Origin of the sequence: Streptomyces sp. NPDC088157, assembly GCF_044741545.1 — a bacterium.
GTDB lineage: Bacteria > Actinomycetota > Actinomycetes > Streptomycetales > Streptomycetaceae > Streptomyces.
The window spans coordinates 826,203-840,731 of record NZ_JBIUSU010000003.1; the positions used below are offsets into that span (position 1 = coordinate 826,203).

The window sequence follows — 14,529 nt, forward strand, 5'->3', positions numbered from 1 at the left end:
CTTCAGCTCACCACTCCGGTCATGACGCCCACGGGTACGGCGACGAAGCCGACCGTGAGCAGCAGCGCGAGGACGTCGGCCGTGGTCCTCAGGGCGCGGTCGCGGGTGCGGCTGCCCGCGCCGAGGGTCTGGGCGGCGGCCCAGAAGCCGTGCCTGACGTGCAGGCCGAGCGCGAGCATCGCGACGATGTAGACGACGTTGCCGTACCAGGTGGAGAAGGTGTCCACCACGTTCTGGTACGGATGGCCCTCCTGGAAGCCGCCGCTGTGGACCGTGCCGGTCGTCAGGTCCAGGAGGTGCCAGACGATGAACAGCGCGAGGATGATCCCCCCCCAGCGCATGGTGCGGGTGGCGTAGCTCGCCCGGGGCTTTCTGTGCACGTACTTGCTGGGTCGTGCCCTGATGTCGCGCCGGCTGAGCTGGTACGCGGAGGTGGCGTGGGCCACCACGGCGACCACGAGCACGACGCGGATCAGCCAGAGTGTCCACTCGTAGTGCATGAACGGTTCGCCCACGGTGCGCAGCCAGTGCGCGTAGTGGTTGAACTCGCCCGCCCCGAAGAAGATCTTCAGGTTCCCGATCATGTGGACGACCAGGTACAGCAGCATGATCAGGCCGCTGACGGCCATCACCGTCTTCTTGCCGACGGAGGAGTCCCACACGGTGCGCGCCATCGACGGCCGTCGGTCCGTCCGCGTTGCCAGAGCCATGTCTCAGGACGTTAGGGCCGACACCCCTCATCGGTCCAAGACATGGTCCGGCTCGTTTCCATAGCGTGCGCCTATCATGGCTGGATGCAGTTCCAGCAGCTCCAGTACTTCGTGGCCGTGGTCGAGACCCGGCACTTCACCCGGGCCGCCGAGCTCGTGCATGTCGCGCAGCCTTCGCTGTCGCAGCAGATCAAGGCGCTGGAGCGGGAGTTGGGCGCGGATCTGTTCCGGCGCGCGCGGGGCAACATCACGCTCACCGACGCGGGCGAGGCGCTGCTGCCGCTGGCCCGGCGGATCCTCGCGGACACCGAGACCGCGCGGTACGAGGTGCAGGAGCTGGTGCAGCTGCGGAGCGGGCGGGTGCGGCTCGGGGCGACGCCGAGTCTGTGCACGGGTCTGCTGCCGGACGTGCTGCGCGCCTTCCACGACCGCTATCCGGGCATCCGGCTGTTGATCGAGGAGGGGGGCTCGCACGACCTGGTGCGGGAGCTGGCCCACGGCGCCCTCGACCTCGCCCTGGTGGTGCTGCCCCTGCCGACCCCGTCCCCGGCGCTGACGACGGTCGAGCTGTTGCGCGAGGACCTGGTGGTGGTGTCCTCGCCGGAGGCCTCCAGGCCGGGGAACGGGCGGCGGACCGTGCGGATCGCCGACTTGGAGGGCGAGCGCCTGGTGATGTTCCGGCACGGCTACGACCTGCGGGAACTGACCGTGGCCGCGTGCCGCGCGGAGGGGTTCGAGCCCGCTTTCGCGGTGGAGGGCGGGGAGATGGACGCGGTGCTCGGCTTCGTGCGGGCCGGGCTCGGCGTGGCCGTCGTTCCCCGCATGGTGGCCGCCCGGTCGGGCCGCGGACTGCGGGTCACACCCCTCGCCCGGCCCGGCCTGCACCGCGCGATCGCCCTCGCCCACCGCAGTGATGTGGCGCCACCCCGGGCGGCTCGCGAACTCCAGCGGATGCTGCTGGAACGATGAGGACCGCCCACGGTCCGGTGCGTGCACGGGGCAGGCCGGCCCCGCGTCCACGGCCCGAGCCGACGAGCCGACGCCCGAACCCGCCCGGCCGATCGGACCACGCAACGACAGCGGCACCGGCCGACCCCCGCCACGGGGCCCGCCGCGCACCGCCGGGGCGGATCCCGCGTCCGTGACGTGCCCCGACGAGCCGACGCCCGAACCCGCCCGGCCGATCGGACCACGCAACGACAGCGGCACCGGCCTACCCCGGCCACAGGGTCCACCGCGCACCGGGGGCGGATCCCGCGTCCGTGACGTGACCCGCCCTGTCGGCTCAGGGTTTGTCCGGCGGATCGGTCGAAGTCGAAGGAGGCCACGGGGCCTCCGCCGCGCGTCTCCGTCGCGATCCGCCTCACCGGTGTCAGCCCCGGGCGGCCGGCTTGAGTACCTCCCCGCACCACTGGCGGAAGCTCGTGGGCGCGGTGGCGGGGGTGCTGGGCTGTGCGGCGCCGTAGAAGCCCTGGCTGTTCAAAGCGTCCACCATGTCGGCAACGCCCTGCGCCCAGGCCTCGGTGGCACCGTGGCGCGTCAGCATCGCCCGTTGCTCGGCGGCGGTGATCTGCCGTACCCGCACGGGACGGTCCAGCACCTCTGCGAGGACGCGGGCCACGCCCTCCGGGGTCAGATCGTCGGGACCCACCAGCGGAACGTCCTCGTACCCGGTCCAGGTGGCGTCGAGGAGCAGCCGGGCCGCCTCGGCGGCGATGTCCCGGGTGGCACAGGTGCGCAGCACTCGGTCCCGCGCGAGCGCCTCGGTCCAGACGCCCTCGTCGCGGATCGAGGCCGTCTGGCGGAGCACGTTCTCCATCAGGGCCGGTGGACACAGCGCCCGGTAGTGCACACCCGTCGCGGCGATGGCCTCGTCCATGGCCAGTGAGGCCGAGATCAGCCCGGCGTTCTCGGCGACGCCCCGGCCCAGGGTCGAGACGGCCACGACCCGCTCGATGCCCTGGGTGCCGATCACCTCGCACAAGGGCTCGGTGAAGGCGTGGAAGTGGCCCGTGACGCTGTCGGCTCCGGGCGTCGGGGGCACCAGCCAGAACACCCGGTCGGCGCCCTCGCACGCCTCCTTCAGGACCGCCGGGTCGGCGTGTGAACCCTGGACGACCTCGACGCGTTCGCGGATCCCCGGCGAGAGCCGGGCGGGGTCGCGGACGATCACCCGGACCGGTGTGGTGCCGTTGCCTGCGTCGAGCAGACGGGCCAGGACCTCGCTGCCGATCTGGCCGGTCGGAGTGGTGACGACGATCATTGACTGCTCCATGAATGGCGGGGAATCGGTATGGCCTCGAGCCTGCTGCCCCGGGCGGCCGAACTGAAGGTGCGATCGGCTCGCGGTTGTTACCCTCGGAGTAATACCGAGTAAAGGGCCGCCCATGGAGTCCCGTCCGCTGCGCTACTTCGTCGCCGTCGCCGAGGAGCTCAACTTCGCCCGCGCTGCCGAGCGGCTCGGCATCTCCCCGCCGCCCCTGTCGCGTGCGATCCGGCGGCTGGAGACGGAGCTGGACGTCACCCTCTTCGAGCGGACCACCCACAGCGTGGCGCTGACCCCGGCAGGGGAAGTCCTCCTGGCGGAGGCCAGGTTGGCCCTGGACGCGCTGGACGCGGCCGGGCTGCGGGCGCGCCGCGCGGCTGCCACCGAGCCGAAGCTGGTGCTCGCCGTGAAGGCCGACGGGGACGGGGGACTCCTGGGGACGATCCTCGAGCGCTACGCGGCCGACCCCGCGGCGATGCCGGTCACCGTCCGGCTGTCCTCGTGGCAGGAGCAGTCCCGGCTGCTGCGCCAGGGCGAGGCCGATGTCGCCCTGGTCTACGAGCCGTACGACCGCACCGGCCTCGACGTGGAGGACCTGACCGCCGAACCGCGGGTCGCCGCCCTCGCCGTGAGCCATCCGCTCGCCGCCCGCGCCGGGTTGTTCCTCGCCGACCTGGGGCTGCGCGCGGACGAGGTGCACCGGTTCGTCGACGAGGTCCGCGGCAAGGGCCGGGACCTGGCCCAGCTCCTCACGCTGGTCGGCCTCGGCGACGTCGTCGCGCTGCTGCCCGCGTCCGTCGCCGACCGCTATCCCCGGCCGGGCGTCGTCTACCGCCCCGTCCGGGACGCGCCCGCTGCCGTCATGGCCGTCGCCTGGCCCCAGCAGTCCCGCTCGACGGCGACGGCGGCGCTGGTCCGGGCGGCCGTGTCGGTGGCCGAGGAGTCCCGCGAACGCGAAGCGGGCTGACGCCACCGGCCTCGGGGCGAGCCCCGGGACCGCGCCCTCGCCGGACCAACGCCACCCGGGCCCGGGGCCGGCCGACTCCACTCGCCCTCGAGGCGCGCCGACGCCACCGTGCCCACCGCGGGCCGACACCGCCCAGCCACGGGACAGCCCGACCGACACCACCCGGCCTCAGGAGCGGCAGAACACCACCGGACACAGCCCGTATCGACGCCGCCCACCCCCGCCAACACCACTGAAGCCAGCCCGGGTTGGAGCGGGCCTGCCCGGGCCGACGCCACCGCCCCAGCCCAACACCACCCAACCCAGCCCGGGCCCGTCGCCACCCAACCCCACACCACCCCGGCTCCAGGACAAGCCAACACCACCGGTTCCAGGACGGGTTGGTGCCAGCGGGCCATGCCCGGGCCGACGCCACCCGCCCCCGGACCAGGCCGACGCCACCGGTCTCGAGGCGGGCCGACGCCACGCACCCGTCACCGGGTCCAGGCCGGTCGGTGCCATCGGGCTCAGCGTGGGCCGGGGCTACTCGGTGCCTGGCGGTACCGGTGTGCCCTGGTGGTAGTACATCCGCCAGCCGGTCTCCTCGCTGCGCCTGCGCCACAGCGAGCTGCGGCGGGTGCGCCGGCCGTCGACGTGCGTCTCGAACGTGAGGTGCACCAGGCCGGGGGCCAGGACGACGCCCGTGATCGCCGACGGCTCGTAGCGCGGGCCGCCCGGCGAGCTGCCCTGGTGGTCGGGCAGCCAGGCCAGCATGTCCTCGTACGTGTAGCGGCGGCCCGAGGAGCCGACCTCGACGAACTCGGGGTCGAGCAGCGGCTCGAAGAGGGCACGGGAGGCGCGCACGGCGGGGTCCATGAGGGCCAGCTCGCCGGCGATCGCCTCGTTCACGTCGTCGTTCTCGTGGGTCACCCGCCCATCCTCGTGGGTGACCCACCCGCCCCCGCAACCGAGTTGTCCTGTCACCCCGTCGCGTCGACCAGAGCCAGCTCGTGGAGCCTGTCCGGCGGACCCGGGCGGGCGTAGTACCAGCCCTGGGCCGTGTCGCAGCCCAGTATCCGCAGCTGCTCGGCCTGCGCGCCGGTCTCCACGCCCTCCACCGTGACCGCGAGGTCCAGGCTGTGGGCGAGAGAAACGATCCCCTCGACGATCTTGAGGTCGACCGGATCCGCCGGGAACTGCTGCATGCCCTGGGTGAAGGAACGGTCCAGCTTGAGCACGCTCACCGGGAGGCGACGCAGGTTGGCCAGGTTGGAGTAGCCGGTGCCGAAGTCGTCCAGGGCGATGTCTACGCCCATCTCGGCGAGCCGGCGCAGCGGCTTGAGCAGGTCGTCGTCGGCGCCGATCAACGCCGACTCCGTCACCTCCAGGCACAGGACCTCCGGCGCGACGCCCGCGCGTTCCAGGATGTCGACGGTGTCCTGCACCAGACCGGGATGGGTGAGCTGGCACGGGGAGAGGTTGACGTTGATCCGGAGAGGATCCGTGCCACCGTTGCGCTCCCGCCACTCGCCGGCCTGGCGGACCGACTCCTCCAGGACCCAGCGGCCCAGCGGCACGATCAGCCCGGTGTGCTCGGCGAGCGGGATGAACCGGTCGGGTCCGAGCACGCCGTGCTGTGGATGGAGCCAGCGCACCAGCGCCTCCGCGCCGCGCACACTGCCGTCGCCGAGGTGGACGAGCGGCTGGTACTCGATGAAGAACTCGCCGCGGTCGAGGGCCGCCGGGAGCGCCGTGGTCAGACCGTGGCGGGTGATCGCGCGGGCGTCGGCCTCCGCGTCGGCGAGTTCGAAGCGGTTGCCGCCCGCCGACTTGGCCCGGTACATGGTGATGTCGGCGCTGCGCAGCACTTCCGCCGCGCTGCGCTCCCCCGCCGGGCCCTCGACGATGCCGATGCTGCCGCGCACGGTCAGCTCCCGGCCGTCGATGCTCACTGGCGCGACCAGGGCGTTCATGATGCGCGCGGCGAGCTCGTCGACCTCGTGGCGGGTGTCGGGGCCGGTGGTCAGGGCCACGAATTCGTCGCCGCCGAGGCGCGCCACCATCTCGCCCGGGGCGGTCGCGCAGGACTGCAACCGGTCGGCGACCTCGACGAGCAGCCGGTCGCCGGCCGCGTGCCCGAGACTGTCGTTGATGGTCTTGAAACCGTCCAGGTCGAGGTAGCACAGTCCGAAGCGCTGGCCCTCGCCGGCGCCGAGCGCCTTCTCCAGGCGTTCGAAGAACAGGGTGCGGTTGGGCAGGCCGGTGAGCGCGTCGTGGGTGGCCTCGTAGCGCAGCCGGAGGTTGAGCAGCCGGCGCTCGGTGGTGTCCTCCATCAGGGCCAGTGAGTACTGCGGGTTGCCGTCGGCGTCCCGCAGCAGGGAGACCGTCAGGTTGGTCCACAGGACCGTTCCGTCGGGGCGGCTGAACGCCTTCTCCGTGTGGTAGTGCTCCCGTTCGCCGCGAACGAGCTCGTCGTAGAGCTTCCAGATCTGGGGCGCGTCCTCGGGGTGGGTCAGGTCCTGGACCCTGCGGCCCCGAAGGGTCTGCTCGGAGCCGCCGAACATGCGTAGCAACGCCCCGTTGATCTGGAGGACGTTGCCGTCGAGGTCGGTGATGCCGATTCCTATGGCGGCGCCCTCGAAGACCGCGCGGAAGCGGGCCTCGCTCGCGTGCAGCGCCTGTGCGACCACGCCCTGGGCCCGCAACGCGGCCTGGGCGATGGCCTCTTGTTCGGCGAGGGTGCGCTCGCGCAGCGCCTGCGCGTATCCGGCGGCCATGGCGTGCTGGAGCCGCGAGGCCCGGGCGCGCAGATCCTCCTGAAGGCCGTCCTCGCCGCAGTAGAGCACCAGGTAGGCGTCGACGCAGTCGAGAGAGCGGCTGAGCGCCTCGGGGTCGGTGCAGTGCACGTCGACGAGGGCGGCGCCGACCGCCTTGCCGGTGTCGGCGCCGAAGCCGCGTTCCAGCAGCGCTTCACGCAACCGCCTTGCCAACGGCAGGAGTTGCTCCTCGAGTTCGGGCCGGGTCAGCGACGTCGAGGTCACCGGGAACACGGCCCGGCTCCAGATCGTCGCGAACCGCCTGAGTCTGTCCTCCGGCCCGTCCGGCTCCGCGGTCACGCCGTACGCCCCACGCCGGCGAAACCGGAGAGGGCCCATGGGTCCTCGTCCTCCGGCGCCGTGTCCGGCCGCCAATGCGGCATCGGCACCAGTCCGGGCTCCACCATGTCGTACCCCTCGAAGAACCGCCCGATCTCGTCACGCGAGCGCATGACCAGTGGGTTGCGAATGTCCTTGTACACGTCCACCGCGCCCTCGGCCCGCTCTGGTGGCAGCGGGATTCCCTCGTACGAGGCATGCGTGAGCGCGAGCAGACTGCCGGGCGCGAGCGCGGCACCGAGTTCGGCCACCGCCGCGTACGGGTCGTCCGCGTCCTCCACGAAGTGCAGTACGGCGATCAGCAGCAGCGCCACCGGCCGGTCCAGGTCGATCAGTTGCTCCACCTGCGGGCTACTGAGGATCTCCTGCGGTTTGCGCAGGTCGGCGGCCACGACGTCGGTGTCGGTGTTGCCCTCGAGCACCGCCTGGCTGTGCGCGACGGCGACCGGGTCGTGGTCGACGTAGACCACCCGCGCCCCGGGGCTCACCTCCTGGGCGACCTCGTGCACGTTGCCGAAGGTGGGGATGCCGGAGCCGATGTCGAGGAACTGGGTGATGCCCTCACCGGCCGCGTACCGCACGGCGCGGCGCATGAACGCCCGGTTCGCCTGGCTGATCTTCGGAAGCCCCGGCATGAACGCCATGGCCCGGCGGGCTGCCTCCCGGTCGACCTCGAAGTTGTGCGAGCCGCCCAGGTAGTGGTCGTAGATCCGCGAGACGCTGGGCACCGAGATGTCGATGCTCCGAGGGGCCCAAGCGGGTCGCTCCATCTATCTCTCCAAGGCGTAGGCGATCCGGTGTTCGAGCTGAGGCTACTGATCGCCCGCCAAAGGGGCGAGTGGAAACGGAAATTGACCGTCCGTTCCCGGTCACTGCCTGCGGCACGTGCCGAATCGACGTCCCTCGAGAGGCTACTCAAGGTACCCGGGCCGTTCCGCAGAGTTCCCGGAGCGGCCCGAAGGGCGGCGAAAGTCTACGCACAGGTGGTGGTCGTGGGACAAGCACGACGGCCGACCACCACAGCCGAGTACGCAGGGCGCAGCACAACGGTCCGCCCCCTCCGTGCGGCGCGGAGGGGGCGGACCAGTGGTCGTGCGCGAGGGGCAGCTCGGGGAGTCGGCCCTGGGGAGGCGATCCCTACTGTCCCGGCGCTCCGACCAGCTTTCCGTTCGGCGCGACGGCGTACCACGTGCCGCCGACGCCCTGGCCGTTGATGTCACCGGGGGCCTTGTCACCGGAGAAGGTGTAGATCGGCGAGCAGTTGATGGTCTGCTGCTTGGTGCCGTCGCCCCGGGTGAAGTTCATGTACCCCTTCTCCTGGATGCCCTTGGTCTCGCCGAACTCGACGGGCGCGACCGCCGGCCACTTCTCCAGGCAGGCGCCGTTGCAGTTCGAGACCGGCTCGGGCCAGGCCTTGTCCTTCAGGAAGCGGTAGACCGTCATGCCGTTCTTGTCGACGACGATGTCGCCGAGATTGGCGTCCTTGCGGACCGACAGCCCGGGCAGCGCCACCTCCGAGGCGGAGTCCGACTTGGCCTTCTTGCCGTCGGGGGCCAGCGCGAACCACTTGTTGCCCACGCCCTGGCCGCTGGTGTCGCCGGCCTTGGTGTCCTTCGCGTAGTAGTAGGCGGGCCAGCCGCCGACGGTGAGCTGCTTGGTGCCGTCGGTCCGGGTGACCTCGCCCAGCAGCGACTTGTCGATACCGTCGCCGGCGGAGACGTCATCGGCCGCGACCGGCGGCCAGGCGGTCGCGCAGTCGCCGTCACAGTTCGACTTCGGGGGTTCAGCGGTGTCCGCGTCGAAGCGGTAGAGGGTCTTGCCGGCACCGTCGGTGAGGATCTTGCCGAGTTCGCCGTTCGCGGAGATCTCCAGCTCACCCGCGTCCGTGGCCTGAGCACCGGCACCCGTACCGGCGCCGCCGGTGGCGCTGGCGCTCGCACCGGCGCCGACACTGCCGTAGCCGCTGCCGACGCCCGCGATGCCACCCGCCGGAGCCGTGGCCCCGACGTTCTGGCTCGACGCCGGCGTGCCGCTCTCAGAACCGCACGCCGTCGTCAGCGCCAGAACGGCCACAGCACTAGCCGCGAGTGAGGCGCTCCGCCAGGTGGTCTTCATCGTCAACAACTCCCCGATCGTCACAAAGGTGTTGCAGCGCCCTGCTGCGCCGCCGCACGGCACTGAGTACGCATGGTGACGGCCGTTGTGTTCAAACCCCGCACGAAAAACTTTCCGCGACCTGTGACACCGGGCCCGACGGGCCGTCCGGATCGCACACGCGCACGGTGTGCCGGACGCGCGAGCGCACCGCCCGGCAAACCCGCGGACGGGAGCTTCCCCCGTTCGGGGCAATCCCCGCCGGGCGTGGGCGTGGACCGGTTCGAGAAGCCGCATGATCTCCGTCGTGCATGGACCCGAACCGACCCGATCCGCCCTCGTCACCAGGGCGTTGGCTCTGGTGACCGTGGCCTGGATCCTCGCGGCCGCCCCGGCCGGGGTGGCCGCGGCCGACGCGTGCGCGTACGCCTCGACCGGCCCGGACGGCACCGAGGCGGTGGCGGTCGCGGGAAGTCACACGTGGCCGACTCCCCCGGTGTGCCCGGAACCGAAGCCGACGCCCGAGCCGACCCCCACACCGCCGAAGCCGGAGCCGCCGCCCAAGCCGACGCCGAGCCCCACGCCCACCCCGGCCCCGCCTCCACAACCGCCTCCGCCCCCGGAACCGGCGCCACCACCTGAACCGCTCCCCGCGCCCAGGCCTTCGGCACCGAAGCCGCGCCCGGAGCCGCCCGCGCCGCCCCGACCCGCCGCGCCGCTCCCCCGGCTGGCCCCCGACCCCACGCCGGCGCCCGCCCCCAGGCCCACCCCACGCCCGTCGGCGACCCCCGTGAGCTACCCGGCGTACCACGCCTCACCGCGTCAGCGGCCCGCCCGCCGTGGCCAGTCGCCGGTCACCTACGTCCTGCTCATCACCGTGCCCGCGGTGATCGCCGTCGCCGCGCTGCGACCGCGTTAGTGCCGACCCTGGAGGCATCCCTTGCCGGAATGGCTTGTTCTCACCCTCGCGATGCTCGCCGCCTGCGCGGTGGTGGTCGTCATCACCCTCCTACGGCACCGCAGGGCGCCCGAGGACGAGGACCCCTCCGAGACGCCGGACGTCATCGAGTACATGACGATGTGGATCGGCGTGGTGTACGCCATCGTCCTGGGCCTGGCCATCGCCGGTGTCTGGGAGGCGCGCAGCGTCGCCCAGGACCACGTCCAGTCGGAGGCTCAGGCGCTCCACGAGATCTCGGAGCGGGTACGGGTCTACCCGGCCGATGTCCGTGACCGTATTCGGGACGATGTCAACGCCTATGTCGGACACGTCGTCACCACCGAGTGGAAGTCGATGGCCGACCACGGCGAGGTGACGAAGCGCGGTGACGAACTCCTCCAGCGGGTCCGGGTGGACGTCACCGACTACGAGCCGACGTCCGACTTCCAGGCACAGGCCTACCAGCCGCTGCTCGACCAGATGGCCGCCGCCGACCAGGCACGCAACGCCCGCGCCGAGTCGACCGGGGCGACCATGCCCGGGGTGGTGTGGTTCGGCCTGCTGGCCGGGGCCGTGATCACCATCGGCATGGTCTTCGCGCTGCAGATCCGGCGGACGCCCCGCGAGCTGGTCCTGGCCGGGCTGTTCTCCGCGCTGATCGCCTTTCTGCTCTTCCTCATCTGGGACTTCGACGCGCCCTACAGCCGGGGCGTCACCGCGTCGGCGGAACCGTTCCTCCATCTCTTCCCCGCCGTCGAGGGCTGACATCCTCTTCCCCGCCGTCGAGGGCTGACATCCGCTCACCTCACGCCCCCGCGCCCGGGGACGGCCGCCACGCCGCCACCGTCCCCCGGTTGCCGGAACGGCGTCCCCCGGGCGGCCCACACGTTTGCCCCATTCGCGCGACTGCGATCGCGGGAGCGCACACCAGTTCCTAGCGTTTCGGTCATCGAGGTGCATTTATGGCGCAAGCGGAAAAAGGTCCGCAGCTGCTCCTCGGGGACCGGAGGATCCACCATGCGCGCGATACGCGTCGCTTCGGCCGCACTGCTCGGCGTCACCGCCCTGACCTTCTCCGCACCGGCTGCCGTCGCGAGCGACGACGACAACCACTACGTCATGTCCAACGGCTACAGCGTGCTGCCCTCGACGATCGCGGCGGGCGGACAGGTCACCCTTCACGTGGACCGCGGCACCAGTGGCTGCCGGAGCTCCGTGACGGTCTTCTCCGGGGTCTTCGACACGGTCGTCATCCCGAAGGGGTCCTCGTCGGCGGTGGCCGTGGTCGACCGGGACGCCAGGGCGGGCGCGTCGTACCGGGTGACGTTCAACTGCGGCGGGATCAGCGCCGTCAAGGAGTTGACGATCGTCGGCGGCCGCCCGGTCGATCCCCTGCCTCTGCCCTATCCGGTGCCGCAGGGTGTGCACGCCGGTGAGGGCGGCAGCGTCGCCGGATTCGACCTCCGGGAGATCGGGCTGGGGGCCGCGCTCGTCGCGGGCTCGGTCGGTACCGCGTACTACCTCTCACGGCGCCGCGCCGGTGAGGACGGCGGCTGACGGTTCACCGCCGACGGCTGCGCCGTGCGCAGGACTTCGCCCCGGATCCCCTACGGGACCGGGGCGAAGTCCTGTGCCACGTGCGAGGTGCGGTCTCCTTCGGGGCGGACTCAGACGCGGCGCTCGGCGCGGCGCCGCATCCAGAACAGGCCGCCGCCGACGAGGGCCGCGGTGACGAGCCCGCCACCGATGGCCATGTCGGTCGGGGTGGCCCCCGTGGTGGTGCTGCCGCCGAGTCCGCCGCGGACACCGCCGATGACGGTGAAGGCGGCCGGACGGGTCAGGGTCCGGCCGGAGCAGTTGACGGTGATGTCGTAGGCGCCGGCCCGGGCGTTGTCGTTGATGGTCGCCGTGCCCTTGGCCGTCTGGTTGGCGCCGTTGATCGGCGTCAGGTTGGTCTGCGGGAACGCCGCCGAGGTCATGGTGCCGCCGCTCGGGCAGCCGTCGACGGTGACCGTCAGCTGGCCACCGCGGGCGATGACGGCGGGCAGGGCCATGATGTTGCTCGGGTTGGCGCCCATGCCGTCGCGTGCGACGGCGGCCGGGGCAGTGAAGCCGAGAGAGGCGACCGCGGCGGCCGAGACCGCCGAGACCGCCAGAACACGAGTGATGCGCATGTGATCCTCCGCGGAAGGCGCCCCGGGGGCCCGTCCCCGGCATGTCGGCGAGAAAGCACCTCCCGAAAAGACCCTCAGATGCCTTGCACGCGCCCGCATTTCGGGAATGGTCCGTCCTGGTGAGAGGACACGCCGAGCGAAATGCACACAATCGGATATAGCCGCAGGTCACGGACCGTCAGAAAATTCCTGCCGTCGGCAACTCGGATGGCGCACCGAAAGGCGTAGGAGCCACCCGTTCGCCGCTGCCCCGTCGCCGGTTCCGGTCCGGGGACTTAGCGTTCTCATATGCGCGAAGGGACGCGGTGACGGCCGCGTCGAAAGGGGATGGCGAATGTCTGCGTACGAGCTGTCCGAGGTGGCGGAAGAAGAGGAGCGGCGGAGGAAGCGCGCCCCATGGGGCGTGATAGCGCTTGTTCTGCTGACCGGTCTCGCGCTCATCCGGAACGGGTCGGGAGAGTTCGACATCGGCCCGCCGCAGCCCGCGTCCGCGGCCGCCGCGGACAGCCGTGCCGCCGGCGGGGCCCTCGGCCGGACGCCGGCGCCGTTGGCGTACGCCGTGCCGGACCGGGTACGGATCCCCGCCATCCGGGTGGACGCGCCGGTCATGTCGGTCGGCCTGGACGCGGACGGCTGGGTCGGCGCGCCGCCACCGGAGGACCCGAACCTGGCCGGCTGGTTCACCGGTGGTGTCTCGCCCGGTGAAAAGGGGACCGCGGTCGTCGTCGGCCATGTGGACAACACACTGGGCCCCGCCGTTTTCTACGGTCTCGGGGCCCTGAAGAAGGGAAACCGCGTCGAGGTGTCGCGGATGGACGGGAAGACCGCGGTCTTCGAGATCTACGGCATCGAGGTCTTCGCGAAGAACAACTTCCCCGGCGACCGCGTCTACGCCTCCAAGGGAGCCCCCGAATTGCGGGTCATCACCTGCGGCGGCGGTTTCTCGAAGGCGAACGGATACGACGGCAACGTGGTCGCCTTCGCCCGCCTGGTCGAGGTCCGCTGAGCGGTGTCCCGACCGGGCGGGCGGGGGCTCGCGTCAGGTGTACCGCCGGTGCGGGACGGTGATGTGATAGCCGGAATCCAGGAGTTGCGGCAGATACCGGCGCAGGGCCCGCACGCTCTGCGAGCGGTCGCCCCCGGCGTCGTGCGAGAGCACCACGACTCCGGGGGCGGCGCCCTTCTCGACCCGGTCGACGATGGTTCCGGTGCCGGGGGCGGTCCAGTCGAGGCTGTCGACCGTCCAGGCGAGCGGCTCCATGCCCAGTTCGGCGCCGAGTTGGAGGACGGCGCGGTTCCATGCGCCGTACGGGGCGCGGAACCAACGGGGCCGCTCCCCGTACCCCTCCTCGATGACGTCGCTGGTGCGGGACATCTCGGAGCGGATCCGGCGGCGGGTGAGGCGGGTCAGCAGGGGGTGGGACCAGGTGTGGTTGCCGACGACGTGGCCCTCGTCGGCCATGCGCCCCAGCAGCTCCTGGTTGTCCGCGGCCATCTCCCCGCAGACGAAGAACATCGCGCGCACGTCGTAGTGGGCCAGCGTGTCGAGGATGCCGGGGGTGTAGCGGGGGTCGGGTCCGTCGTCGAAGGTCAGCACCATGGTGCGGCCGCGGCCGGTCATCCTCAGCAGCGGTTCGTGGCGCACCGGGGTGCGGCCGGGGGCGGTGCGCGGGGGGCCGTAGCCGGTGAGCGGCTGGAGGCGGTAGGCGGAGGGCTTCAGCGGCAGAGCGCGCGCCGGGGCGCCCGCGGCGGAGGCCGCCGCCCCGGCCGGCTTCCCGTCCTCGCCCCACAGGAGCACTCCGGCCGTGCCGACCGCTCCGACGGCGGCTCCGGCGCCGGCGAGCAACGCCCGTCGTCGCGTGAACAGCTGATCGTTCTTCATGCAGTCATGGGTCGCCCGATCGACGGCCGACCCACCACACCGACACCGGACCGGCGGCACGATTCCACCCGCCCGGCGCAGTCGGTCGCGTTCGGTCTCGGTGTCACGCCAGGCGTCCGCGCGGCCGGCCACCTCCTCCATCTCCTGCTCGGTGAGGGTGCGGTGGCGGCGGAGCCGGCAGGAGGCGCCGGTGCGGCGCACCCGGTGCACGGCCTGCCGGATGACCCGCGTCCGGGGCCGCCGAGGTCGAAGGAGACGACCGGCAGGATCGCCTCGTCGCCCGGTCGCAGGACGCCGAGTCCGGCGCGGACCAAGGCCTTCGCGCCGTCCTCGCAGGCGCCCACGACCGCGGGCGCCCAGGG

Annotated in this window: 15 protein-coding genes and 1 pseudogene; 7 read left to right on the forward strand and 9 right to left on the reverse strand. The window is 72.1% G+C overall.

Going from position 1 to position 14,529, the window contains the following annotated elements; genetic code table 11:
- Positions 1 to 2: 2 nt before the first annotated feature.
- Positions 3 to 674 carry a succinate dehydrogenase gene (locus tag ACIPFH_RS14910; RefSeq protein ID WP_401826890.1) on the reverse strand — a complete coding sequence of 224 codons (672 nt, stop codon included), beginning with the start codon at positions 672 to 674 and terminating at the stop codon, positions 3 to 5.
- A gap of 120 nt (positions 675 to 794) precedes the next feature.
- On the opposite strand from ACIPFH_RS14910, the gene ACIPFH_RS14915 reads away from it, so the two are divergent.
- Positions 795 to 1,679, forward strand: coding sequence for a LysR family transcriptional regulator (locus ACIPFH_RS14915; protein WP_401826434.1), 885 nt, complete (start codon positions 795 to 797; stop codon positions 1,677 to 1,679).
- Positions 1,680 to 2,082: 403 nt separating this feature from the next.
- On the opposite strand, the gene ACIPFH_RS14920 is transcribed toward ACIPFH_RS14915, so the two are convergent.
- Positions 2,083 to 2,973, reverse strand: coding sequence for an NAD(P)H-binding protein (locus ACIPFH_RS14920; RefSeq protein ID WP_401826437.1), 891 nt, complete (start codon positions 2,971 to 2,973; stop codon positions 2,083 to 2,085).
- A gap of 124 nt (positions 2,974 to 3,097) precedes the next feature.
- Here ACIPFH_RS14920 and ACIPFH_RS14925 point away from each other — a divergent pair, with 124 nt between their 5' ends.
- Entirely contained in the window at positions 3,098 to 3,943 is an 846-nt protein-coding gene (locus ACIPFH_RS14925; RefSeq protein WP_401826439.1) for a LysR family transcriptional regulator, read from the forward strand.
- A 522-nt stretch (positions 3,944 to 4,465) separates the two neighbouring features.
- Here the strand turns inward: ACIPFH_RS14925 and ACIPFH_RS14930 are convergent.
- The 4 genes from ACIPFH_RS14930 to ACIPFH_RS14945 all read right to left on the reverse strand — a co-directional run bounded on the left by ACIPFH_RS14930 (position 4,466) and on the right by ACIPFH_RS14945 (position 9,192).
- Positions 4,466 to 4,852: a DUF4440 domain-containing protein gene (locus tag ACIPFH_RS14930; protein WP_401826442.1), complete on the reverse strand. Its 387-nt coding sequence runs from the start codon at positions 4,850 to 4,852 to the stop codon at positions 4,466 to 4,468.
- A 50-nt stretch (positions 4,853 to 4,902) separates the two neighbouring features.
- Positions 4,903 to 7,038: a putative bifunctional diguanylate cyclase/phosphodiesterase gene (locus ACIPFH_RS14935; protein WP_401826445.1), complete on the reverse strand. Its 2,136-nt coding sequence runs from the start codon at positions 7,036 to 7,038 to the stop codon at positions 4,903 to 4,905.
- The gene (locus ACIPFH_RS14940) at positions 7,035 to 7,847 is read right to left on the reverse strand and encodes an SAM-dependent methyltransferase (protein WP_401826448.1); all 813 of its coding nucleotides are present in this window, start codon (positions 7,845 to 7,847) and stop codon (positions 7,035 to 7,037) included. Before ACIPFH_RS14940 ends, ACIPFH_RS14935 begins: the two co-directional genes overlap by 4 nt.
- A 367-nt stretch (positions 7,848 to 8,214) precedes the next feature.
- Entirely contained in the window at positions 8,215 to 9,192 is a 978-nt protein-coding gene (locus ACIPFH_RS14945) for an SCO0930 family lipoprotein (RefSeq protein ID WP_401826451.1), read from the reverse strand.
- 459 nt (positions 9,193 to 9,651) lie between these two features.
- On the opposite strand from ACIPFH_RS14945, the gene ACIPFH_RS14950 reads away from it, so the two are divergent.
- The 4 genes from ACIPFH_RS14950 (at position 9,652) to ACIPFH_RS14965 (ending at position 11,668) form a co-directional block, all read left to right on the forward strand.
- A complete protein-coding gene (locus ACIPFH_RS14950) occupies positions 9,652 to 9,813 on the forward strand; it encodes a hypothetical protein (protein WP_401826453.1) in 162 nt (53 codons plus the stop codon).
- Between the two features lie 148 nt (positions 9,814 to 9,961).
- A complete protein-coding gene (locus tag ACIPFH_RS14955; RefSeq protein WP_401826456.1) occupies positions 9,962 to 10,090 on the forward strand; it encodes a hypothetical protein in 129 nt (42 codons plus the stop codon).
- Between the two features lie 21 nt (positions 10,091 to 10,111).
- Positions 10,112 to 10,876: a hypothetical protein gene (locus ACIPFH_RS14960; protein WP_356265881.1), complete on the forward strand. Its 765-nt coding sequence runs from the start codon at positions 10,112 to 10,114 to the stop codon at positions 10,874 to 10,876.
- Positions 10,877 to 11,128: 252 nt separating this feature from the next.
- Positions 11,129 to 11,668: a hypothetical protein gene (locus tag ACIPFH_RS14965; protein WP_401826460.1), complete on the forward strand. Its 540-nt coding sequence runs from the start codon at positions 11,129 to 11,131 to the stop codon at positions 11,666 to 11,668.
- A 110-nt stretch (positions 11,669 to 11,778) separates the two neighbouring features.
- Here the strand turns inward: ACIPFH_RS14965 and ACIPFH_RS14970 are convergent, their stop codons facing one another.
- Entirely contained in the window at positions 11,779 to 12,285 is a 507-nt protein-coding gene (locus tag ACIPFH_RS14970) for a hypothetical protein (RefSeq protein ID WP_401826463.1), read from the reverse strand.
- 334 nt (positions 12,286 to 12,619) lie between these two features.
- Between ACIPFH_RS14970 and ACIPFH_RS14975 the strand changes: the two genes are divergently transcribed.
- Positions 12,620 to 13,291 (forward strand): class F sortase, encoded by a 672-nt coding sequence (locus tag ACIPFH_RS14975; RefSeq protein WP_401826465.1) that lies wholly within the window; start codon positions 12,620 to 12,622, stop codon positions 13,289 to 13,291.
- A 33-nt stretch (positions 13,292 to 13,324) separates the two neighbouring features.
- Here the strand turns inward: ACIPFH_RS14975 and ACIPFH_RS14980 are convergent, their stop codons facing one another.
- Both ACIPFH_RS14980 and ACIPFH_RS14985 read right to left on the reverse strand, forming a co-directional pair.
- Positions 13,325 to 14,167, reverse strand: coding sequence for a polysaccharide deacetylase family protein (locus ACIPFH_RS14980; RefSeq protein WP_401826893.1), 843 nt, complete (start codon positions 14,165 to 14,167; stop codon positions 13,325 to 13,327).
- Between the two features lie 87 nt (positions 14,168 to 14,254).
- A pseudogene (locus ACIPFH_RS14985) lies at positions 14,255 to 14,526 on the reverse strand (phosphatidylglycerol lysyltransferase domain-containing protein); the annotation flags it as partial.
- Positions 14,527 to 14,529 lie beyond the last annotated feature (3 nt).